Annotated in this window: 20 protein-coding genes and 1 riboswitch; of the genes, 14 read left to right on the top strand and 6 right to left on the bottom strand. The window is 43.0% G+C overall.

The genetic code is table 11. The features are described 5' to 3' along the window. Window positions 1-30: 30 nt before the first annotated feature. The 5 genes from gldF (at window position 31) to DQQ10_RS09150 (ending at window position 5,173) form a co-directional block, all read left to right on the top strand. Entirely contained in the window at window positions 31-759 is a 729-nt protein-coding gene (gldF, locus tag DQQ10_RS09170) for a gliding motility-associated ABC transporter permease subunit GldF (protein WP_112746548.1), read from the top strand. Beyond that, entirely contained in the window at window positions 723-2,435 is a 1,713-nt protein-coding gene (gene gldG / locus DQQ10_RS09165) for a gliding motility-associated ABC transporter substrate-binding protein GldG (protein WP_245970343.1), read from the top strand. Before gldF ends, gldG begins: the two co-directional genes overlap by 37 nt. Before the next feature lie 2 nt (window positions 2,436-2,437). After that, window positions 2,438-3,367, top strand: a complete 930-nt coding sequence (locus DQQ10_RS09160; RefSeq protein ID WP_112746546.1) for a DUF4340 domain-containing protein — start codon at window positions 2,438-2,440, stop codon at window positions 3,365-3,367. Between the two features lie 104 nt (window positions 3,368-3,471). Next, window positions 3,472-4,596 (top strand): DNA polymerase III subunit beta, encoded by a 1,125-nt coding sequence (dnaN, locus tag DQQ10_RS09155; RefSeq protein ID WP_112746545.1) that lies wholly within the window; start codon window positions 3,472-3,474, stop codon window positions 4,594-4,596. A 52-nt stretch (window positions 4,597-4,648) separates the two neighbouring features. After that, window positions 4,649-5,173 (top strand): hypothetical protein, encoded by a 525-nt coding sequence (locus tag DQQ10_RS09150; RefSeq protein ID WP_112746544.1) that lies wholly within the window; start codon window positions 4,649-4,651, stop codon window positions 5,171-5,173. Here DQQ10_RS09150 and DQQ10_RS09145 read toward each other — a convergent pair. Next, the gene (locus tag DQQ10_RS09145; RefSeq protein ID WP_112746543.1) at window positions 5,144-5,671 is read right to left on the bottom strand and encodes a metallophosphoesterase family protein; all 528 of its coding nucleotides are present in this window, start codon (window positions 5,669-5,671) and stop codon (window positions 5,144-5,146) included. The genes DQQ10_RS09150 and DQQ10_RS09145 overlap by 30 nt on opposite strands. An 88-nt stretch (window positions 5,672-5,759) precedes the next feature. Between DQQ10_RS09145 and DQQ10_RS09140 the strand changes: the two genes are divergently transcribed. Beyond that, window positions 5,760-7,715, top strand: coding sequence for a DUF3857 domain-containing protein (locus DQQ10_RS09140; RefSeq protein WP_112746542.1), 1,956 nt, complete (start codon window positions 5,760-5,762; stop codon window positions 7,713-7,715). Between the two features lie 139 nt (window positions 7,716-7,854). Then, window positions 7,855-8,475 carry a hypothetical protein gene (locus tag DQQ10_RS09135; protein ID WP_112746541.1) on the top strand — a complete coding sequence of 207 codons (621 nt, stop codon included), beginning with the start codon at window positions 7,855-7,857 and terminating at the stop codon, window positions 8,473-8,475. A gap of 18 nt (window positions 8,476-8,493) precedes the next feature. Here DQQ10_RS09135 and DQQ10_RS09130 read toward each other — a convergent pair whose 3' ends face one another. After that, window positions 8,494-9,273 (bottom strand): glycoside hydrolase family 16 protein, encoded by a 780-nt coding sequence (locus DQQ10_RS09130; protein WP_112746540.1) that lies wholly within the window; start codon window positions 9,271-9,273, stop codon window positions 8,494-8,496. A 69-nt stretch (window positions 9,274-9,342) separates the two neighbouring features. Next, the gene (locus tag DQQ10_RS09125) at window positions 9,343-10,680 is read right to left on the bottom strand and encodes a glycoside hydrolase family 16 protein (RefSeq protein ID WP_245970341.1); all 1,338 of its coding nucleotides are present in this window, start codon (window positions 10,678-10,680) and stop codon (window positions 9,343-9,345) included. A gap of 292 nt (window positions 10,681-10,972) precedes the next feature. Between DQQ10_RS09125 and DQQ10_RS09120 the strand changes: the two genes are divergently transcribed. Beyond that, complete coding sequence (locus DQQ10_RS09120; protein WP_112746539.1) at window positions 10,973-13,912, top strand: ligand-binding sensor domain-containing protein; 2,940 nt, start codon at window positions 10,973-10,975, stop codon at window positions 13,910-13,912. Here the strand turns inward: DQQ10_RS09120 and DQQ10_RS09115 are convergent. Further along, window positions 13,902-15,665 carry a sensor histidine kinase gene (locus DQQ10_RS09115; RefSeq protein ID WP_133259589.1) on the bottom strand — a complete coding sequence of 588 codons (1,764 nt, stop codon included), beginning with the start codon at window positions 15,663-15,665 and terminating at the stop codon, window positions 13,902-13,904. The two genes, DQQ10_RS09120 and DQQ10_RS09115, sit on opposite strands and share 11 nt — an antisense overlap. A gap of 351 nt (window positions 15,666-16,016) precedes the next feature. On the opposite strand from DQQ10_RS09115, the gene DQQ10_RS09110 reads away from it, so the two are divergent. Genes DQQ10_RS09110 through DQQ10_RS09095 form a run of 4 tightly spaced genes read left to right on the top strand, consistent with a single transcriptional unit; the run spans window position 16,017 to window position 19,141 of the window. Beyond that, window positions 16,017-16,592, top strand: coding sequence for an RNA polymerase sigma factor (locus DQQ10_RS09110; protein WP_245970339.1), 576 nt, complete (start codon window positions 16,017-16,019; stop codon window positions 16,590-16,592). Between the two features lie 14 nt (window positions 16,593-16,606). Next, the gene (locus tag DQQ10_RS09105) at window positions 16,607-17,380 is read left to right on the top strand and encodes a HEAT repeat domain-containing protein (protein ID WP_165823865.1); all 774 of its coding nucleotides are present in this window, start codon (window positions 16,607-16,609) and stop codon (window positions 17,378-17,380) included. Window positions 17,381-17,385: 5 nt separating this feature from the next. Beyond that, window positions 17,386-18,258 (top strand): DUF4097 family beta strand repeat-containing protein, encoded by an 873-nt coding sequence (locus tag DQQ10_RS09100; protein ID WP_112746535.1) that lies wholly within the window; start codon window positions 17,386-17,388, stop codon window positions 18,256-18,258. Window positions 18,259-18,283: 25 nt separating this feature from the next. Beyond that, window positions 18,284-19,141 (top strand): DUF4097 family beta strand repeat-containing protein, encoded by an 858-nt coding sequence (locus tag DQQ10_RS09095; protein ID WP_112746534.1) that lies wholly within the window; start codon window positions 18,284-18,286, stop codon window positions 19,139-19,141. 57 nt (window positions 19,142-19,198) lie between these two features. Here the strand turns inward: DQQ10_RS09095 and DQQ10_RS09090 are convergent, their stop codons facing one another. Both DQQ10_RS09090 and DQQ10_RS09085 read right to left on the bottom strand, forming a co-directional pair. Beyond that, window positions 19,199-20,065, bottom strand: coding sequence for a carboxylesterase family protein (locus DQQ10_RS09090; RefSeq protein WP_112746533.1), 867 nt, complete (start codon window positions 20,063-20,065; stop codon window positions 19,199-19,201). A 428-nt stretch (window positions 20,066-20,493) separates the two neighbouring features. Beyond that, window positions 20,494-20,603: riboswitch (TPP riboswitch) on the bottom strand. A gap of 125 nt (window positions 20,604-20,728) precedes the next feature. Beyond that, window positions 20,729-21,850, bottom strand: coding sequence for a glycosyltransferase (locus DQQ10_RS09085; RefSeq protein WP_112746532.1), 1,122 nt, complete (start codon window positions 21,848-21,850; stop codon window positions 20,729-20,731). A gap of 232 nt (window positions 21,851-22,082) precedes the next feature. On the opposite strand from DQQ10_RS09085, the gene DQQ10_RS09080 reads away from it, so the two are divergent. After that, window positions 22,083-23,267 (top strand): Gfo/Idh/MocA family protein, encoded by a 1,185-nt coding sequence (locus tag DQQ10_RS09080; RefSeq protein WP_112746531.1) that lies wholly within the window; start codon window positions 22,083-22,085, stop codon window positions 23,265-23,267. Between the two features lie 3 nt (window positions 23,268-23,270). Continuing rightward, window positions 23,271-23,723 carry a hypothetical protein gene (locus DQQ10_RS28095; RefSeq protein ID WP_221409705.1) on the top strand — a complete coding sequence of 151 codons (453 nt, stop codon included), beginning with the start codon at window positions 23,271-23,273 and terminating at the stop codon, window positions 23,721-23,723. The last annotated feature ends 101 nt before the right edge of the window (window positions 23,724-23,824 follow it).

The following is a 23,824-nucleotide window of genomic DNA, read 5'->3' as shown; positions in this document are numbered from 1 at the left end:
AAATCTGTTATTTGCGCCCACCTTAGCACCATGGTTCAGGTCCTTTTTAAAGAATTCAATAGCTTCCTTAATTCACTGATCGCGTATATCGTCATCGGTGTGTTTCTTACCGGCATCGGCTTGCTTATGTGGGTGTTCCCCGAGACAGCAGTACCGGATAGCGGTTACGCACAAATGGATACCTTGTTCACACTCGGACCGTTTGTGTTTATTTTCCTTGTGCCGGCCATCACCATGCGAAGCTTTGCAGAAGAAAAGAAGGGCGGCACAATGGAACTGTTGCTGACCAAACCGCTGAGTGATTGGCAGATTTTGCTGGGTAAATTTTTTGCGTGTTTCATTCTGGTGCTCTTCGCGTTGGTTCCGACGATTCTTTATTACTTCTCAATCTATCAATTGGGGAACCCCGTAGGAAATATCGATACGCCCGGTATTATGGGGTCGTATATCGGACTTGCTTTGTTAGCTGCGGTGTTTTGTGCCGCCGGTATCTTTGCTTCCTCGATTACGCCCAATCAGATCATTGCTTTCATCGTTGCCGCCTTCCTATGCTTCATTCTTTTTACAGGCTTTGATTCATTGTCAGCGTTAATTGCAACGGCAGACAATGCATTCCTCGTGAAGCAATTGGGATTGAACTTTCATTACGAATCCATGAGCAAAGGATTAATCGACAGCCGCGATATCTTGTATTTCTTGAGTGTCATCTTTTTGCTGTTGTCATGTACACGACTAACCTTGGGGAGCAGACAATGGTGAACTGGAAGAGTAAACAGCTGGGTGACTTCCTTTGGTTTGGCAACGCCATACTCGTGGTTGTGCTGATTAATTTGATTGCGTCAAATTATTTTTTCCGCATCGACCTCACAGAAGAAAATCGATATCTCATTAAAGATAAAACGAAAGAGATTCTTGAAAACCTCGATGACGATGTACATGTTGAAGTGTATCTCGAGGGTGATATGAACGCAGGATTTAAGCGTTTTCAAAAGGCGATACTTGAAACGTTACGTGAGTTTGAGGTGTATTCGGATAGAAAGGTGCACTATGCGCTCGTCAATCCATCGGCGGCTGTAGGAAAAAAGGCTCAAAGCGAATTTATGGCTGAGCTTGCTCGTCGCGGTATTCAGCCGACCAATGTGATTGATACAAAAGATGGACAACGAAAAGAGAAAATTATCTTCCCTGGCGTGATCGTTTATTTTGGTGGAGCAGAAACAGGAATCACGCTGTTAAAAGGAAATAAGGCAGCATCGCCTGACGAAGAGATTAATCAATCTATTGAGGGAATTGAATTTGAATTGGTGAGTGCGATTGAACGACTCAGTAAAACAGAACGCAAACGCATTGGACTTGTGGTTGGTCACGATGAACTCGATAGTTTGGATGTGGCCAGTTTTAATAATGAACTTCTTCAGTCGTTCGATGTGTTCAAGGTAAATCTTTCTGAATCGAAGAAACTGTCCGAATACAGCGCGCTGGTTATAGCGAAACCAACAAAGCCATTTTCTCCAACGGAAAAATATCATCTCGACCAATACATCATGGGTGGTGGCAAGGTTATGTTTTTAATTGATCGCCTGGAAGCGTCGATGGAAAATGCTTCGCGCCCTGAATACCTCGCCCTTCCTTACGACCTAAATCTCGATGATCAGTTTTTTAGGTATGGCGTGCGAATCAATCCTGACCTGGTGCAAGATCAAAGTGCGGCGTTTTATCCTGTCGTCACCGGACAGGTAAATGGCAAGTCGAAATTTCAATTGATGAACTGGCCGTTTTTTCCTTTGGTCAATCGCTATGCGGAACATCCGGTTACAAGAAATCTTGATGCGACCATTCTAAGATTTGCTAACACGATTGACACTGTTAAAGCTGCTGGTATTCGCAAAACGCCACTGCTATGGACAACGCCCGCCACGCGTAAACTCACTGCGCCGGTTCCTGTCAATGTAAACGACCTTCGGAAGTATGATCCGAAGGATTTTAATCAGGGTAGTATGATGGTGGGATGTTTGTTGGAGGGAAAATTTACGTCGCTCTATAAAAATAGATTTCTTCCAGAGGGAATGTCGAAGCAAACACATATTGATGATGGAAAGCATACCCGGTTAATTGTGATTGCAGATGGAGATATTGCACGCAACGAAATTAACCCGAGAAGTAATCAACCTCAGGCGTTGGGATTCGATCCATTTACAAACTACACGTTTGCCAACAAAGATCTATTGATGAACGCGATGATGTGGCTAACCGAGGAGGATGGCTTGATCCAAACCAGAAGTAAACAGGTGATGATCCGCCCATTGGATCGTGAGAAAATTGCTGCCGATAAATTTACCTGGCAACTGATTAACCTTGGGTTGCCCGTGTTGTTGATTGTTGGTTATGGACTGTTACGCGCATATTGGCGAAAGAAACGTTACGCTAGCTTTTAGTCATGCAAGAGAAAAAAAATAAACAAAGACTGATCTTGCTGATTGTTCTCGCAATAGCGACTGCGGGTATGATGTGGATGAATATGCGCGATGTGAAGCGGGTGGTTGAAAAAGATCATTTTAAGAAATACGATCTGAAGACCGTTGATAAGGTAATGCTCCTGCAGGGTAGCGATACCGTTGTGCTTACCACAGACGGCGGGCGCTGGAAAGTAAACGACATTTACAACGCAAATGGAGAAATGATTGACTTGCTCTTTGCGACAATGATGGCAGCCGAACCTCGCAGGCCTGTCTCGAGCGCGATGAACGATTCGATCTATGAACAACTGCAGGTCAGTGGTGTGAAGGTTTCCATGCACGCTGGTGCTACCGTTTTGACAACCTTTTTGGCGGGTGGAAATCCTGCCAAGACGCAAGCTTATTTCGCATCCGAGAGCGACAAGAAGGTCTACTACATGGTCATCCCAGGATATCGCGTATATGTTTCGGGAATCTTTGAAAATCCGGTTGGCGGATGGCGTACCACCCGCGTATTTGATTTTAACTGGCAAAACTTTCAGCGCTTGGTTACCAATTTTCCAGGTAATGAGGGGAATAATTTTTCGATTGAAATGAAAGATTTTCAGGTGAACTTGATTGGTGTAAACCCAGTAGACACCGCGAAGCTTAATACCTATTTGGATGCCGTATCCTTGTTAACCGTTGATCAATACCTTTCAAAGGACCCTTCATTGGATAGTTTGCTTTTACTGAAGCCACTCCAAACGCTGACTATCAGTGATATCGGTGATAGAAAGCATTCCTTGAGCTTTTATCCATACGGTCCAGAAGGCTATGCGGGCCTCATTGATGAAAAAGACTGGGCGTTTTTTGACCGTCGAAAAGTAGCTGAAATCGTGCATTCAAAAGATTTTTTCAAGGGACAGTAGCCTGTTTTAAAGCTTTTTCGCACATTTAGACCCCGATTTTATTTTTGGGTTTTCTTTATAACTTTACCGCCGCTTTATATCAACCACAAATTACTTTTTCAAGAATGAAGTTCATCGTTAATTCTGCTTACCTGCTTAAGCAACTTTCTAACATTAATGGCGTGATCACTACAAATCCTGTGGTACCCATTCTGGAAAACTTTCTATTTGAGCTTGAGAAAGGTAGTTTGACGGTAACTGCGTCAGACCTTCAAACATCGATTATCACTGATATTCAAGTAGAATCGAAAGAAAAGGGTAGCATTGCTGTTCCGGCAAGAATTCTCCTCGATACTTTAAAGAACCTCCCGGAGCAGCCGGTAACGTTCTCCATCGATGAGTCTACCTACAGTGTGGAGATTATTTCTGATAACGGTCGATATAAGCTTTCCGGAGAAAATGCAACGGACTTCCCTAAAGTTCCTTCAGTTTCTAACGACTTCACTGCTGAAATTTCTACAGAGGTTCTTTCAAGAGCCATCAACAATACGATTTTTGCTACAAGCAACGACGAACTTCGTCCTGCAATGACGGGGGTATACGTGAACCTTGGCGATAAGAACACGACCTTCGTAGCGACAGACGGTCACCGTTTGGTACGCTATAGAAGAACAGATGTTAAATCTGATAACGGCAACTCGATCATCGTTCCACGCAAGGCGCTTAATTTATTGAAAGCGACGCTTCCTTCGGACAATACGGATGTAAGCGTAAACTTCAACATGTCGAACGCGTTCTTCAAGTTCGGAAACATCAAAATGATCTGTCGTCTCATCGACGAGCGTTTCCCTGATTACGACAACGTCATTCCTAGCGGCAACAACATTCAGATGAAAATCGAGCGTAACGATCTACTCGGTGCGTTAAAGCGTATTTCGATCTACGCGAATAAAACGACACATCAAGTTCGTTTGAAAATTACGGGCAGTGAACTTCAAATTTCAGCAGAAGATCTTGATTTCTCGAACGAAGCAAATGAGCGCTTATCATGTGAGCACGAAGGGGAGGATATTGAGATCGGATTCAATGCGAAGTTCCTCATTGAAATGTTGACAAACCTGGATTCAGATAAAATCAAATTGACCATGTCGGCACCTAATAAGGCTGGTGTTATCCTGCCTGCAGAAAAAGATGCAAGCGAGGATATTTTGATGCTGGTAATGCCAGTAATGCTGAATCAGTATGTTTAGGCGAATAGCTTAAACGTGCCTTGACGAGCGAACCCAATTTTAAGTTACCCATATGAAAAGAACAGTTATCGCATTGGCGTGTGTATGCTTTGCATCCATTGCCTCTGCACAAGTGTCAGACTTCGCTCCGTCTTCGCCGTCTACAACGCTTCCTCAGACAGAAATAACGTATCCCGTCATCACGGAAGATGCGGTGATCGTTAGCCCTGTCATCAATCAAACAACACAAACACGTGTTCCACTTGCACCAGGTCTTAGGATGAAAAAGGCAGGGCAAACCATGACGATCATCGGCGGAATCTTGTTCGTGGGTGGAATTGTGATGGTAGCTCAGGCTGACGATGATTATTATACTTCTACGACAACCACACAATACGGTACGACCACAGAAAATGGCGACCCTAAATTTGCACTGGGTGTTGTCATGATCACCCATGGCGTTGGTTTAACGATACCTGGGATCATCCTCTGGACAAGGGGCAATAAGAAATTCAATCGCTGGACAGAGGAGCAACGTCAACAGAATCTGTCGATGGGCTTAAATCGATCAGGTGTCGGAATGCGTTATCGTTTCTAAAGCGCCGCGCTTTCCTAATTCAATTACCTCCAGATTTTTTATTTGTCCTGCAGCAATATCAAAACGCATCATGGTTTTCATATGATGGAAACCATGATTGCCAGCTGCTCCCGGATTTATAAATAGCATGTTATTTAGTGCCGGGTCGCGCGCCACACGAAGTATGTGTGAATGACCACAGATAAAAATGTCGGGTGGTGCAGCCGTTAGCATCTTGCGAACCCGTGGATTGTATTTTGGCGGAACACCGCCTATGTGTGTGATGATGATGTTCATCCCTTCGATCGAAAACAGCAGATCCTCAGGAAATCTATTCTGCATGCGTTTGTCGTCAATATTTCCAAAGACTGCGCGTATGGGTTTGAATTGCTCAAGCTGATCGATAACATGTTGATCACCAATGTCACCTGCGTGCCAGATTTCATCACAAGACTTGAAGTACTCAAATACTTTATTGTCTAGGAAACTATGTGTGTCGGAGAGTAATCCTATCTTCATGATGTGTGAATAATGACGAAGGTATAAACAGTTCCCTTAGATTAATCACCTTTTAGTTATTTTTGACGATTCAGCAAAACGTTCCCCAATGAGACATCTTTCTTTTCTTACCGTTTTTCTTCTGGCAGTACAATCTATTCTTGCACAGGAACATGGATTTAAATTCGGGGCAACCTACCGTGATCTAGCAATTGAACGCTATGCGCCAGATACAACCGCATATGCGGTCGTCGTGGATGAGTTTGGCGAAACGTTTTTTGAAAATGGTGGCGATTATAGACTAATCCACAACTATCATGTCCGAATTAAAATTCTAAAATCAGAAGGCGTTAAACTTGGTGACGTAACTATCGCGCTTCGCAAATATGAATCGGAAATAGAAACAGTTAGTGAAATTCGTGCGAGCAGTTTTAACATCGTGAACGGCTCTATGGTAGAAACTAAGCTCGAGCAGAAAAGTATTTTTACGGAGCGTGTCAATGACGACTATTCACAAAAGAAGTTTGCTATTCCAAATGTGAAAGTGGGAACCGTGATCGAGTATTCGTACGCGTTATCCTCTCCATTTACTTATAATTTTCATCCATGGAAATTTCAAGACGAGATTCCAAAAATGTCCAGCGAGTATTGGGCCAATATCCCCGCGAACTACAACTATAATATTTCTTTGCGTGGCTATTTGAAATTGACCAAGAATGAAAGTGAAGTTTCAAGGGCATGTTATCGAACTGCTGATTGTAGCCGTTTGAAATGGGGAATGAAAGATATTCCTGCCTTTGTTGAGGAACCTTACATGACAGCATCGTCGAATTACATTGCTGCTATTCGTTTTGAATTATCTGAAGTTCAATTTTTTGATGGCACCAAAAAGAAGTACACGAAAGAGTGGCGTGATGCTATTGATGAGCTTCGTAAGCGTGATGACTTTGGCGTGCAGTTGCGTCGCGGGAAAGATATACTCGATCAGCACATTGCATTAGTGATTGCTGGCGAGACCGATTCGTTGGCGAAAGCTAAACGGGTTTACGAATTCATTCAAGGTTGGTATGATTGGAATGATGAGTTTGGTTTTTTGAGTGATAAAGGCATTAAAAAGGCTTTTGATCAGAAAACAGGAAATGTTGCTGATGTTAATCTCTCATTAATTGCGGCCTTGCGTGAGGCTGGTTTCAATGCTAATCCAGTGCTATTGTCTACAAGAAAGCATGGTGCTGTAACAGAACTATTTCCCGTGTTGTCTGAGTTTAATTATGTTGTTGCGAGCGTGAAAATCAAGAATAAGATGTACATGCTTGATGCAACAGATGATATGCTTCCGTTCGGGCTAATCGCAGAGCGTTGTTTAAATGGCAAAGGGCGTTTAATTGATAATCGTGAATCGCGATGGGTGGATCTCGTGGCAGGAGAAAAGTCGAAAAAGATAAATGTTGTTGCGCTGTTAGCGAACGCAGAAGGAAAGCTTAACGGAACGATTACTACTTCTTATTTTGGCTATGAAGCATCCTATAAGCGGGCCGAGATTTTGACGGCGGGTAGCGAAGAGGAATTTATCAAAGCTGAAATCAAGAATGAAAAGAATCATAGCATCGAAAAAATAGCCATTCAAAACGCAACGGATGTTTCGAAGCCGCTGGTTATCACTTCAACGGTATCATTGGAACCGTTTGATAATTTGACAGGAGGGACGTCTTTGTTCAATCCATTCATTGCGGGAAAATGGCGTAATCCTTTTAAGTCAAAAGACAGAATTTACCCACTTGACTATGGCGCGCCGCGGGAGGAGATCTTGATTTTCTCAATGCAGATCCCACCCAACATCGATCTGGTCGATATTCCAGCAAAGGTTGGATTGTTGCTTCCAAACGGTGGAGGAAGGTTTATTTCAGAAGCCAAGCAAACAGGCAATCTGATAACAGTGAGTAGTTCAATTGCGATTTCTAAGTCATTCTACGATGCCCACGAATATCGATATGTTCGCGAACTTTATGACAACATTGTTTCCGTGCAGAACACGGATCTCGTCCTGAAGCCCGTAACTGAGTAACTCCTTGCAAAAGTTTGGTATTCAGGTTTATCGGCTCATGCGGGCCTTTTAACTGATACAGCAACGGTTAAAATGACGCGATTGGCGTTGTGATGTTTCATGTCCTAAATTGCAAGTTCTTTCAACCAGACATTTCCTTATGATGAAGAAGATTATTGCTTTCGCGATTTGCATTCTGTCCTATCAATTATCGGTCGGTCAAGCAGCGACCACAACCCCGCCTACAACTGATCCTTTACAAGGTTCATATACTTTGCGTGATCGATTTCAAATCATGAAAACGAAATCACAGACGTATCAGAATTACAAGGTCATTAAGGAAAGCGTGCTCGATGGTGTTTGGCGTATTGTGCAGGACTCCTTGCATGGAAAGCAGCAAACGATCAATCAAGCAAATCAACAGATTGCGTCGTTAAAAGCGGAAGTAAAGAAGGTTGAAGATACGATGAAACAAAAGGATGCCTCGGTTCAAGGTGTTATCCATGACAGCACTCATATTAGTGTTATTGGAGTTGATTTCTCGAAAGGTTTTTTCTTGACGCTCACGGGAATCATTCTCGCTGCCCTCGTTGGAGCACTGGTATTTGTTCTTGCGCGAATGAAAGTGCTGGATAAATCAATAAAGGAAAAGAGTTTAACGATCAGCCTCGTGAGTAATGAGTATGATGAGTACAAGAAGAAGGCGATGGAAAAACAAACGAAGCTCTCGCGTGAGTTGCAAGATGAACGCAACAGACTTCAAGAGCTCCGTCGATCATAATTCTATAGGATATACTTCCTACTGATATATTCGTACATAATCTACCATCATACGCTGCGGCCAAATTGATTCATCAACGCCTTCACGTCCTCCCCAGTTGCCACCTACGGCAATGTTGAGGATAAGATGGAAGCGTTGATCGAAAGGCCATTCTTTCCAGGTGTCTTGTTGACCACGTGTAACGGTATAATAAACTTTTCCGTCAACTAGAAAATCCATTTTGTCTTTTGTCCATTCAAGTCCGTAAATGTGAAATTCGTTGTCGACTGAATTCATTGTTACTTTGCCTTCTTTTTGAGTTTGCTTCACGTGGTTGTAGGTAAGGGTATGAATTGTTCCGTGAACGACATTCATATCATAACCGACATGTTCCATAATGTCGATCTCACCACTTTCGGGCCATCCGCCATATTTCCAATCGGTAGATAACATCCAGATTGCGGGCCAAGTACCTTTTCCGTGTGGGAGTTTTGCTCTTACTTCAACTTTTCCATAAAGCCAGTCCCCTTTCTTACGTGTTACTAATCGTGCCGACGTATAGGGCTTGCCTTGTTGCTGATCTTTACGAGCCTCAATGATGAGATGACCTTTTTCAATCCAAGCGTTTTTGCGGTCGTTGGTGTAGCATTGAAGTTCATTGTTTCCCCAACCACTAGGATTGCCAACGCCAAGGTCGTAATTCCATTTGGTAGAATCAGGTGCGCCAGGGGTATTAAACTCGTCAGACCAAACGAGCTTTTGCGCGGATGTTTGTGCTGCGCAAATTGCAATAAAGAGAAATGTGATGAAGAATTTCATAATTAAAATTGGGGTGTGATAACTTAGCCAAGCAGCGATCGCGATTATGATCGCTGCTTGGTAAAATGGTTACTTATATTGATAAACACGAACGTAGTCGACGCTCATTGTTTGGGGGAACACCGTATCGTTATTCGGTGCACCTGGCCAGTTGCCACCGACTGCGATATTGAAAATTAAGAATTGGCTTTTTCTAAATTCGTCAAAGCGCGAAGGAGAATCCGGAGGTGTGATATCGATACGATGGAATTCAACGCCATCTAAAAACCAAATGATGAAGTTCTTGTTCCATTCGATCGAGAACACATGATAAGCGTCAGCGAAAATACCGGAAGACAAATCAACATGACCACCATAGTTGGCTTTTCCTACGGGAGCAGTATCGTTGTACCAATGCGCTGTTCCGTGTACCCGGTTATCGCGCTGCGCACCGCCACCGATCATCTCCATGATGTCAATTTCACCGCAACCTGGCCAAGGCACTTCGTCAATATTAGCACCCAACATCCATAGCGCAGGCCAAATACCTTGGCCTTTCGGTAGTTTGGCTCGAATTTCAACGCGTCCAAATAGGAATTCTTGTTTGTCTTTTGTTATCATTCTTGAAGACGTGTACTGAAAACCTCCCTTGCTTTCCTTCTTAGCTACTATCTCTAGAAATCCATTTTCACCGTCCATTTTTACGGATGCGTTCTCTTCGGTGTAGTATTGCAATTCGGCATTGCCCCAACCTCCATTGTTACCGAGTTCGAATTTCCAATTGTCTGAATTTATAGTGGTAGTATTGAATTCATCAGCCCATACTAATTGCCAAGACTTGGGCGCGACAGTAATATCGATTTCTTTCATGTCGCTAATCATATCACCTGCACTGGATTCAGCTTCTACTGTGATGGTGTATGTTCCGGTTACATCGTACATATAAGTGGCGGAACCATCTTCTGTTTCATGAGGGGTATTCTCGGCATCTCCGAAGTAAATGGTAAAACGTTCCGTGTTATCAGCCGTAGCATTGACTGTTACTTCACCCGTTCCCTCACTGTTGATGTCGACGGTGAAATTTAAATTTGTTGGCGGGGCGAAGCTTACGACAATACTCTGAGTCTTACTGATCATGTCAGTATTTGTTGAATAAGCCTCAACCTTAATCGTGTACGTTCCTCCTTTTGAATAGGTGTGTGTAGCCACTCCGTTGCCACTGTTCACGGGTGTATTCGGCGTGTCACCAAAGTAGATCTTGTAGAGCTTCGTGTTTTCAGCTGTGGCAGTAACGGTGACCTCTCCATTACCTTGGTCGTTGTCCACAGTGATTACTAAATTCGTTGGAAGCAATATTTCTTCCCCTCCATCATCTCCACCGCATCCAGCCAGTAGAAAACTAAGTAAAAGCACAAAACATCTTTTCATATGAGTATTTGTTGTTGACTTATTGATCTCCGTTCCACCCACAAAACCGTATCAAATCTCGATGGTGGGTCGAAAGGTTCTCGAAAGTTAATGCAAACGTTTGGTGTGTCAGGGCAAACTTTGAAAGAACACACCTCAATTTCAACTCACAACTCCCATCTTTATTACATCGGTACCGGACTATTCAGTACGTCAAAACTACATCATGGCACCTTAAATTGCTGATCACAATGGATTGCAATCGTTATAACTCCTAGATTTGAGTACAGCAAGTACCTAAACCTGCCTCTACATGACGCATAGCCAAAGAAGCCTTGGTCGACGAAATAATTACGTATTGATCATCTGTTCCTTGATTTGCTTGATCTCCGCAACTGGACGAGCTCAATCGCCACTTTCGGGACTTCCTTTTGTAAAAAATTTCCAAACTGTCGAGTATAAAGCCGGGATTCAAAACTGGGATATCACGCAAGACAAGCGCGGTATTCTCTACATCGCAAACAACTTCGGTCTACTTGAGTTCGATGGGCAGCGTTGGAGAACTTATGGCGTAAAAACTGGTACAAAGGTGCGAAGTGTAGCCATTGATAGATCGGGAAAGATTTTTGTCGGCTGCCAGGGTGACTTCGGTTATTTTTTTCCCGACAGTCGTGGGCAGTTAACCTATGTTTCGCTTGCCGATAGCCTCGCGCCTGAGTATCGCAATTTCGATGAAGCATGGAGTATTTTTATTGACCTCGACCGCGTCTACTTCTGTACGTTCTCATTGATATATGTATATGAGAAGGGTGAACTATCCATTATTCGACCAGAAAATCCGATAGACTTATCGTTTTTAGTGAACCGTCAACTTTTTGTGAATGAACGCGACAAAGGCGTGAGTACGCTTGATGGCGATCAATTAACACTCATGAAGGGCGGTGAATTTTTCAAAGGTATTACGATATCGTCCATCCTTCCATTGCAGGTAGATCAGTATCTCATTTCCACTTCTCAGCGTGGTATGTTTAAGATGGACAATGGTAAAGTCACTCCGTGGAATGAGAAAATGCAAACATTCTATCGCGATTCTCATGTGAACTGTATGATCCGACTACGGAATGGAACATTTGCTTTAGGAACGCAGAATAGTGGTCTGTTGGTAGTTGATGCGGACGGAAATATAATAAGGCAAATGACGCGCGGTAAGGGCTTAGATAACAGAACCATCTTGTGCATCTATGAGGATGATCTGAGTAATCTTTGGCTGGGGCATAATAACGGTATTGCATACGTCGAACTAGGATCGCCATTCACATTTATCAATGAGCAATCAGGCTTACCTGGTACAGGTTACGCAGCGTTCCTCGATCGCGATCAATTATACCTCGGAACCAACACTGGCCTTTATGTAAAGTCAATCGTAGGTGATACAGATTTTTCTTTGGTGGAGAATACGGGAGGTCAGGTTTATCACATCGGCAGATATGGCGATGCGTTGATGCTAGGCCATCATCAGGGTTCATTTTATATTGATAATAAAAAGGCAACTAAAATTTCAAATGAACCTGGGGCGTGGGTTTTCCATGATGTCAAAGGCAATTCGGATAAATTAATTGGTGGGCTGTATGCGGGGTTGCAACGCTATACCTGGAGTAACGGAAGGTGGTCACTACCGAAATCGATCGGTGGTTTTGCAGAGTCATCGCGTGTGATGGAGCAAGACCAAGCGGGGAATCTGTGGGTCACGCATGGTTATAAAGGCGCTTATAAACTTGTGTTGAACGATGCTAAAGACAGTGTTATTTCAGTGAAGCACTATGGTGTAGAAAAAGGTTTTCCGACGAATCATCTCATCAACGTTTTTAAAATTAGAAATGAACTTTTGTTTACGGGTGAAGTGGGTGTTTATAAATATGATCCGAAGTCCGATTCATTTGTTCCGGACGATTTGTTTACCACGAAGTTGGGAAAGCTTGCACAGATTTGGTTCATGCAAGAAGATGCGATGGGAAATGTTTACTTCGTCGGTCGTGAGCATATTGGCGTGTTTCAGAAAAATAACATCGGCGAATACCATCTTCTTTCAACGGATTTTGCAAAGATTAGAAAATATCTCAACGATGACTTGATGAACATTGCCATTCTTAAAAACAATGAAGTGCTTTTCGGCGCGAAAGATGGTTTTATTCATTTTGATCCAGCGCACCGCATGAACAGTAATACTACTTTTAAAACCTTAATTCGAAATGTTTCGCTAACGAATAATGGCGTTGATTCAGTGTTGTTCTTCGGAAACTACAGTCAGGGAGATTCTGTTGTGATGCAACAGCAGGGTGTATTTGTACCGCGGTTGCCCTATGCGAATAACTCTGTGAATTTCACTTTCGCAGCTACGTCCTATGAAGGCGATGCAGATCTTTCGTATCAGTTTTATCTTGAGAACTACGAGAAAGAGTGGTCAGCTTGGGGGACAAAAGTTCAGAAAGAGTATACGAATTTGAAAGAAGGAACTTATGTCTTCCATGTGCGATCGAAAAATCTTAATGGAACCATCAGTGCAGAAGCGAAGTATAAATTTGTGATTCGTCCACCGTGGTATCGGTCCGTCTGGGCTTACACCTTTTACGGTATATCCGTGCTCGCCCTTCTATTTGCAGGCTTTAATCTGTTGGATAGAAAATATCAACGTGAGCAAAAATTGATGGTATTGAAGCAAGAGAAAGCGTTGAATGCTAAAGACAAAGAGTTTACAAAGTTATCGCAGCAATCTCAAGAGGAAATTACACGTCTGCAAAATGAAAAGCTAGAGTCTGAGCTTCGTCACATGAACAATGAATTGGGAACGGCGACGATGCATTTGCTCACAAAGAATGAATTTATCACCGGCATTAAGACGAATTTGAGCTCTATCGCTAAACGTGCAGAGAACGACGATGTTCGCAAGGAGCTTATTCAGATTACGAAGGACATCGAGCAAAATATCTCTGGTGATTCCGATTGGGAGAACTTTCAATTCCACTTCGATCGTGTTCATGGCGACTTTACCAATCGATTTAAAAGTGCGTTTCCTTTGCTTAGTCCGCAAGAGATTAAATTAAGCGCTTATCTACGGATGAATTTATCAACGAAGGAAATCGCACAGCTATTGAATATTTCTGTTCGCGGTGTAGAGATCAGTCGTTACAGACTCCGAAAAAAACTGCACATGGATCGCAATCAGAACTTGCAAGATTTTATTCTCAATTTTTAGCGTAGGCAACTTCTTGCGATATTATCGAATAGGGGAGTTCTATGGTGAAGGTGCTCCCTTTATCGACTTCACTATGCACATAAATTTTTCCCTTTAACAACAACACGAGCTCGCGTACGATCGATAGTCCGAGTCCGGTAGAACTTTCTCCGCCAGTTGGTTTGTTGCTAAGTTTTTTAAATTTCCCAAAGAGCAAGTTCATTTCGTCAGGACGAATGCCTGGCCCTTGGTCAGTGAAGTCGATCTGAACGTGGTTGTCGAATGCACTAACTTTAATCCACACATTCTTATTGGGCGGTGAGAACTTCAGTGCATTCGAAAGGAGGTTATCCACAATGCGCATAAAAGCATTCACGTCCGTTGTAAGCGTAATCTCATTGTTATTGTTTTCGAGCGATATACGAATGCCTTTTTTGTCTGCGTGTTCTTTCGCAATACGCATCTGTGTATCGAGTACCGTTGCGAGCGCAAAACGCGTGGGCTCTACCGTGTTTAGTCCTTGCTCAATACGGTTGATATCCAACAGATTGGTAACCATCGTTTTCATCGATGTGCAAGCACCTTCAATGTACCGAATATATTCCTGCTGCTGCGTGGAAAGCCTTTCTGATGATCCTTTTATTAAATTGATTAAACCGAGTATTCCGTTAAGCGGACTTTTTAAATCGTGTGCAGCCATGCCGAGAAAATTATTTTTTTCTTCATTCAACAGGATAAGCTTTTTGTTTGCGTCGAGAAGTTTTTCAGCGCTCTCTTCTTGTTCGGTGATGTCGATAACCGTGGCCCTGCTCATCACGTATTCGCCCTTCGTATTAAAAATTGCCGTTGCATTGAGGATGATCGGAAATACAGAGCCATCTTTTCTTTTGAAATGATGCTTCATGTTTTTAATGGAACCCTGATCCAGAAACCTTTTGAAGTTTTGAGTGAACGATTCGACCTCTTCTTCAATGATGATGTCAGATAGTTTCTTGACGTTGACAACTTCGTCGAGGGAATATCCAAGCCAAGCCAATTCCGTTTTGTTCATCCGGATAATCGTGCCGTCTTGGGCCAGTGAATGATAGCCGCAGGTAGCGTTGTCGTAGAGGAATTCAATTTCTCGAACAGTGTCTTCCGCTTTTACTTTCTTTATCTGAATCGCCTTATAGAATAATTCAAGCGTGTGAAAATTGTCGTGAAGATCGCGATTGAGCTTTTCCGCCAGCGTACTCTTTTTCTCCAGTTCTTGCGTGCGTTCATATACTTTGTGTTCGAGTGTATTATTTGGAGCATTGAGTTCTTCAATCAATGCGTCGTTTTGCTTTTGTTTTCGAATGAGTGAGATCAAAGCGATGAGCGAGGTGAGTGCGATAAGTAGTAAACTTACATAGCGAATTTTGCGCTGCACGTCGAGTGTGTATTGTAATTTGTCTAGCCGTGTATTGAGCAGTTGTTGTTCACGTTCATTAAAAAGTTTGAGGTAACGTTGGATGGTGTCGAGCTGCGCGGTTTTTTGCAGTAGGCCTTCTAGTTTATCTGCTCCGAAAATCGAAGCACTTATTTTTTCAGAATGCTTTAGATCTTCAACCTTCCTTTCAATGAGTGGTGATATTTTGTTCGCGAGCATGTCGATCTGTGATGAATCGATGAGAAGCTTTTGAAGTTGATGAAGTTTTTGTGCGGCGACCCATCCAGCAGTATCCAGCAGACTTCGACTGACAGCATCATTCGATACAAGTAATGTGCGGTAAGCGGTTTCTGTATCTTTCACAAAGTTTAGCAGCGACGCAGATTGCTCGATAATATGTTGGGTGTGTAGTACCAGTGTAGCGCGTACTTTCTTGACTCGCAAAATGCGAGATAATGCCACTCACGATCGTGAGGAGAATGGAAATAACCAGAAGGAGATTGATCCGGTTTGCTCTCATGGGCATAAGATGGGCTTACCTAATTTAAGAGTTTAATTGTCTAAAGCCTCAGGTTTAGATTCAATATTTGAAAAAGTGACGGCTGAAAAAGTGTTGTTTTACCTTTAATTATGCTTTTTTAGACTTATAACACTAAATTCTTAAAAAGATTGCGTGCCACATGTAACCTTCACTAAAAACCTGGGTTTCCCATCTTGAAAACTTTACGACCTGAATTGGAAGCACTAAGCGATAATGCGCTGATGGTAAAAGTCAGAGACGGCGACGTCGATAAACTCGGGCTGCTTTTTGAGCGCTATAAGAGGCCTTTGTATGGATTCTTCTATGGTATGAATAAGGATGCCGAATTATCGGAAGACCTGGTGCAAAATGTTTTTGTCCGAATCCTGAAATATCGCTACCTCTTCCGGGGAGATGGTGATTTTAGGACTTGGATGTTTCACATCGCGCGCAATGTGAATCACGACCATTTCAGAAAGAACAAGATCAATGCGAAAGATTCATTGGAAAGTTGGGAAGAACGACTAGGGAGTACTGAGAATCGATCTACACAATTTCAAGCGGAAGAAGAGATGCAACTCCTTTCCATGGCCATGGATCAGCTTCCCGATGATAAACGCGAAATCTTGCTCCTCAGTAAATACCAAGAAAAGAAGTACAAAGAAATTGGCGAGATGCTCGGTTGTACTGAAAGTGCCGTGAAGGTAAAGGTCTTTCGCGCCTTGCAAGAGCTAAAAGAAGTATACCGAAAATTGGAAGCTAAATATTGATGAACCGATTCGATATGAATACTATGAAGCGTGATTTGATTGAAAAATTTAGAGCTGGCTTGCTTACACAAGCAGAACAGCATATGCTCGAATCGATGATTGAGAAGGAGGAGATTACACTTGAGGAATTATCGCTAGAAAATCTTCAAGATAAACTGATCGCAATAGAACCGCCGGTGCCTTCCATGGATCTTGATCATAAGTTCTACGCGATGTTAGCAATGCAACGTAAATCGACATCTTCCTTGAATTGGTGGAGCCAGTTCAAAATTCCAACATTGGTTCCCCGCTTTGGACTAGCTGCCGCGACATTGCTGATCGGGCTTGCGGTAGGATACTTCTTGCGCCCGACAAGTGATGGAGCTGAGATGAGTAAGCTAAGCGAGGAGGTTACGTCGTTGAAAGAAATGATGATGCTGTCACTCTTGGAGAAAGAGTCGGCAACGGATAGACTCAAAGCCGTGAGCCTTACGCAAGACATGGATCAAGCGAGTCAAAAAGTAACGGCAGCTTTGATTCAGACATTAAATCATGACGACAACGTGAACGTCAGGTTAGCGGCACTCGACGCACTGCATCCTTATGTTAAAGATAGCAGCATTCGCCAAGAGCTCATTCGATCGATCGCGCAACAACGCTCACCATTAGTACAAGTTGCGTTGGCTGAGCTCATGGTTGCTATTCAGGAAAAATCTTCCGTAAAGGAACTTAAAAAGCTTCTTGATGATAAAAAGACGCCACGAGACGTCAAGAAGAAAATTGAACAAAGTATTGATGTTTTAATCTAAACAGTATGAAGAAAATTATGATAGTGCTGTTGATATTCATCAGCCAGGTTTGTCTTGCGCAAACTTTTCAGGAAACAATCACGAAGGAACTATCCTTTGAAACAAAAAATAGCAGTAACGCGCTCGTTGTCGCCAATATCAATGGGAGTATAAAAGTAATGGGATATGCAGGCGATAAAATAATTGTAGTAATGGATAAAACGATTACGGCAAAAACCGAAGCGAGGATAGAAAAAGGAAAAAAGGTTTCGCTCGGTATTATTGATCGCTCTGATTCACTGATATTGTTCGTTGATGGCCTTTGCCAACGATTTGACAAAGCATCTGACAGAGGTCATTTCAAGGCAGGGTGGGGCTATCAGTGGAACTGCGAGAATTGCAGTGATGAATTTGATCATCAGACAAATTTTACGATCAAGGTTCCCTTTGATACCCATGTGTCGGTTGCAACGATCAATAAAGGCAATGTTGTGATCGAAAATGTAAAAGGTGTTGTTTCAGCCGATAACGTGAATGGAAGCATCCGCTTGGAAAATTTGGAACGCGAAGCTGCGGCCAGTACGATCAATGGTGATCTCGATGTAACGTATGCGACAAATCCCAAGAATCCATGTCGCTTCTACAGCCTGAATGGGGATATCAATGCGCTGTTCAGGAAGGGGCTGGCGGCGAACCTCAGCTTCGAAAGTTTTAATGGTGATTTTTATACGAATATCGATCGAATCCAAAAGCTTCCGGCAAAATTGGAACAGGAACAATATAAAGAGGGTATGAAATACAAAATCGGTGGCGACCACTATCAGGTCGGTGCTGGCGGTTCTCTTCTCGATTTCGAAACATTTAACGGTAACGTCTACCTCAAAGAAAATACAAACTAGAATACAGCGATTAAAGATAACATTTATGAAAAAGCAATTCTTAATTCTTTCCATCGTATTGATGACCCTTGGACTGGTGTTGATGACGGGCGCATATGGATGGGCGCAAAATGCAAACGAGTTTACTGTTCCGCTTACAGATCCGGCGAAAAGACTAAAATTGAAAGCCGGTATAAATTATGGATCTGTTACGGTAAAAGGAACGGCGCGCAAGGACGTGCTCGTGAGATACAAAGCCGCTGAAGATAGTGAGTGTGAAGATTGTCATGACGACGACCACGCGCATGATAAGCATGCAAAATCGAAAGCTGGTCTCAAGAAAGTTGGTGGCGGCGGTATGGATCTGGAAGTAGTTGAAAACGGAAACTTCGTCAAGGTGTCATCTGATTCGTGGAATAATAAGCTTGATCTAGAAATTGAAATCCCATCCGGTGCCGACATTGAGGTGAGCACATATAACGACGGTGACCTGATGGTTACGAATGTTCAGGGGGAAGTAGAGCTAACCAACTACAACGGAGAAATTACTGCGTTGAATATTTCTGGATCTGTGGTCGCGACAACATACAATGGTGAAATCAAAGCTACCTTCGATAAAGTGACCGATGGCGCTCCCATGTCGTTTTCTACCTACAATGGCGATATTGATCTTACGTTCCCAGGAACGATGAAAGCAACAATGAAAATGAAAACAGAGCAAGGTGAAATATTCACGGGCTTTGAAATGAAGATGACAAGCACTGGTCCAGTGCAGCAGAAAAACAAAGAATCTGGTGTGTATAAAGTTACTGTTGACGATTGGAAACGTGGCGAAGTCAACGGCGGAGGGGCGGAGATAACCCTTAAGAACTACAACGGTGATATATACATTCGAAAAAAGTAAGAATGTGCCGTTTAAAAAGTCACATGCTCTCCTTAGCATGTGACTTTTTGTTGTTGGTTAGTCTTCAATGGTTCTGCTGTGCATGAGCATCCATTCATAGACATTAATACTATCTGCTTCTTGATAAGCCGGATCAAAAGACCAACGCCAGCATAGGTGCGATGAGTCTGGAAACAATGTGAGTCTTGCTAAATTTTTGTCAAAGCCATTGATCCAATTAATGTAGTTTGTCGTGCTCGTTGCCGGTACAGCCGTATCAAACTCACTATGAAAACCCCAGACGGGGAGATGTGCGTCAGCTATTACTTTTGCTTTTTCCCTTGTATGTCCCACCGACTTTCCGGCCATCGGTGTAATAGCGGCGAGGGTAGATGCGTATCCTGTATTGTCAACCGCGTAGTCCCATACAGTTCCGGCCCCGAGACTAATTCCGGTGAGATAAATTCTTGATTTGTCGACACGATAATTCGCTTTAGCAAACTCGATCAATGCGTGAATATCATCGGGAAGCGCACGTCGATCTGTTCTCATTTGCACCGATAAAACAATAAATGCGTAGTATCTTCCATTGATGAGGAAATCTTTTGGGAATTGTTTTGCTTGTATCAACTTGGCGGGCGTGTAAGGACGCAGTACAGATCCGAGTTGCTCAAGTGAACCATCACCTCGTTCACCTGCTCCAAGTATGTTAATCAGCAGTGGATATTTTTTTGAGCTGCGAAATAAATAACTGGCAGGCAGCGCTTCGTAATATCCAACAATCGAACTGCCGAACGTCATTTGAACAGGCCGTTGTATCGGTGGTCCTGGTTCCGGTTCATTGATGTCCTCATATGATGGTCCCTCTTCTTGATTAAAGAGCCCATCCTCGCAAGAGGAAAAGACAAGGGTTAAACAAAGTATGAGGAGTAGTTTAATTCTCATAGACGACAATATTTTTTGCAACTGTTAAAAAATATATGCCGCTCGTATCCATAAAAAAAGCTAACCCGGGTTGGGGTTAGCTAAACCTTAAAAGAGTGTACTAAAAAATGCTTGGGGTAATTCTGGTTAAAGGCCCGGTGGCTTGTTTAGTAGATGATCAAACCTCTGGTGTTAAATGTCGTCGAGTTTAAAAAGTAATCAAAGCAGTTAAAAAAATGGTAGCACCAGAGGTTGATCATCAAAACACCCACTCACTAAATCCATTAACGATACAAAGATGCACGATGAAATTTTTCTATTCTCTCGATCTTTTCAATTCGCGTGTCGCGCGTAATGTTTTGAGAGTATTGTAAGATTTGAAATAGTCGTCCACAAACTGCCCTTAATTTTCTACACAAAAAAATAGGGCTAACATGATTCATGTTAGCCCCGTTCTTTTTTCACTTGCTTCCGCCAGCATTACCTGGTTCAAGTGGTGAGGGTATAATCTCAGCTTGTCTATTTTGCAATACACTTTTTAGCACCCCTTGTGAAAAAAGTTGATATTAATACAAGCTTAAACATGATGCCATTGACGCTTGCTTGGGGAATTTCTTTTCGAAATTGTTGCCTGATAGTTAGGACGCATCATGCTTGTTAATACGACAGAATGATGTTGCAATCTTACGCGGAAGCTGGTTCAACTTTATGTGAATCGGAAAGCTTGCAAGTGGATTCAAATTTATAATGGGTACGAAAATGAAATTGAACACTTTCAAGAGAGTTGTGAAGTGATCTTTCATTTAAAAAATCCTTCACATTGTTATACCATTGCACGCGGTCTCGTTGCTTGAGCTCCTCTTGGATCATCATGATCATCTGAGCACTTGTGCCAGCGATTCTGACAAGTTTATTTTGACCGAATGTGCGCAGAACATCAGTCATCGACGTACTGACGACGGGTTTACCGGCTGCCAACAGCTGTGTAATTTCCTTTGGATTTTGAAATCGTCTTTTGTTTTCATCTCCATAGGGAATGATCCCGACGTCCCAATTACTGATGTATTCAGCGAGTTTTGATTCACCTCTCCATCCCAGCAAATGGATATTGTTAAACTTCGAAAGTAGTTCTAAATCTTGTGTGTCTGCAATTACAACGAACTGCCAATGTGGGCGTGTTTCCGCCAAGGTTTTTATCAACTCAACATCAAATAAATGCCCGTCGCCGAAGCACCCAATGCGGGGATAGGGAATATTTACCTGGCCTATGGGATCTTTTTTATAGTAACGTGCTTCGTAGAAATTTTCAAGGTCGACTCTCGACTTAAGAAGGTATACATTCGAAAACTTCGTTTTTAAATATTCGTGTGCGCTTAGCCCATCCGTTAGAATGGTAGATGCGCGCTGCAATAACATTTGTTGACTGGCGTTTTCGGTGGCTACCAGATCAGTACAATGGTAAACCGTTGCTGATGGAAGAAGGTGATCGGTCCAGCCATAAGCGGCCGAAGTGTCGTACCACAGCATATAGCGGTCAATGTTGAAGTCGTAGAATATCTTAGAAATCGTTTCGCGCAGCGCTTCATTTGCGGCCTCTGAATTAGCGCAAGTATAAAGTTGAATATGGACCAAGCGCTCTTCAACAGAAATTGAGTAGCCTTCGTGGTCTTGCTGATAATGGGGGTAGTGAATCATAAAGACACGGCTACTTTCGCATTTTACGCGCTCGAGCGATTGGAATGTTTCTGGAAACGAATACTGCTGCTTGTTGAGTAGGCAAACAATGTCTCGAATTACCGTTGTCATAATGGGTATTGTAATAATGTGTGATCACATATTTTCATGCCAGGAGTGCGAGCGACAAAACGGTATCACAAATTTACATGCGCAAACTAATACTCATTATTGTCAGAAGGGTTTGGTGTCCCGCAAAACGATATCGTCATTTCAAATTTGCGTTCGTGTTCGTCGTGAACGTTGAACCGAATGGCATTCCTTTTTTAACGTCCTGAAAAAATGCCGTGGACAGCGGATTAATATGACGAATACCACACGAAGAAATTTTATAAAACACTTTGGACAAGTGGCACTGACCATTCCCGGAATTCATATGATGACGGCATCTGCAGCAACGCGAAGTTCTGCATCGCCTGGCGCTGATGTATTAGAACGAGAGCGACCAGCGACGAAACCAGTAGCACAGCAACCGTTGGGTGTAGCACTCGTCGGACTTGGAAAATATAGTACGGAACAGCTAGCCCCTGCGTTGCAAGAGACCAAGAAATGCAAACTGAAAGCGATCGTAACAGGTTCTCCTGAGAAAGCTGAGAAGTGGCGTCAGCAATACAATATACCGCAGCAGAATATTTATAATTATGAGAATTTCGATTCGATTAAGAATAATCCTGACATCGATATTGTCTACATCGTGCTTCCCAATTCCATGCATGCGGAGTATAGTATTCGCGCAGCGCAAGCGGGAAAACACGTGATCTGCGAAAAGCCGATGGCGCCTACGATTCAAGAATGCGAAGCAATGATTGCAGCCAGTGCAAAGGCAAACAAATTGTTGTCAATTGGTTATCGCCTACATTTTGAACCTTATAATCTTGCTATGGCGGAGTTTGGTCAGAACAAAACATTTGGTGATGTCAAGAAGATCATTGCTCGTGACGGGATGGATATCGAACCTAATGTTTGGCGGCTCAATAAAAAGCTTGCAGGTGGAGGGCCGCTGGTTGACGTAGGAATTTACTGTGTGCAAGGCGCGCTTTATACTTCAGGAGAGCTTCCCGTTGCCGTCACTGCTAAAGAAGGACCGAAGACAGACCTTGTAAAATTTAAAGAGGTGGAGCAGTCTATGAAATGGACCATGGAATTTCCAAGTGGACTAATCGCGGAATGCGAGACGTCGTATGCGCAGGAGATGAATTTGCTGCGTGCAGAAGCTGAAGAGGGATGGTTCGAGCTGGACCCAGCCTACGAGTACGATGGAAAAAAGGGTCGTGCAAGTGATGGTCCCTTCGAATTTCCACAAGTTCGTGAACAGGCTTTGCAGATGGATGATTTCGCGAACTGCATCATGAATAACAAGAAGAGTAAGGTTCCTGGAGAAATGGGCCTTCGGGATGTTAAGATATTGACGGCGATCTACGAGGCCGCGCGAACAGGAAAGAAAATACGTTTGTCGGAATCAAAACATTACAAACCACAAAATCAATAAATCATGTCAAAGCAGAATAAGCAGGATAAACCTAAAGGCAGTGAAAAATTCCCAGGGTATCCGAAGTATCCCGGTAAGGAAGATATCACCATTCAAAATAACCGCTTGAGCATAAACGATGAAGGTTTAGCAACAAAGCCAGAGAAGCTTGCGTCGAAAATTGGCGACGACGATAATTTGATAGTGCCTTCGTCGCGAAAGCGAGAGTCTGATGTGACGAAGGAGGATCTGGAAGCATTAGGGCCCCGCGACTTAAGTATGGATATGGGAGAAGATGAAGCGCTGTTGAAACACCGTGCGCATCCAGTGGATTTTGCTGGGAACGACCTCGATATACCTGGGGCAGAGTTGGATGACGACAACGAAGCAATTGGTAAGGAGGACGAAGAAAATAATCCCTATAGCTTGGGCAGCGATAAACATGAAGATCTTGATGAACGTCACAGCCTTGAATAACCGACGTATTTTTCGTCAATTTCTCCGCGAGTTGTAGATTTACATCCACAACGCCGAGCGCATTAACAGTATAAAACCGTTGCGTTTTAAGATCAAAACTG

Source organism: Pseudochryseolinea flava, assembly GCF_003286915.1.
GTDB classification, from domain to species: Bacteria; Bacteroidota; Bacteroidia; order Cytophagales; family Cyclobacteriaceae; genus Ohtaekwangia; species Ohtaekwangia flava.
The sequence above is the reverse complement of the archived record's forward strand: the minus strand, read 5'-3'. Positions and strand labels throughout refer to the sequence as shown.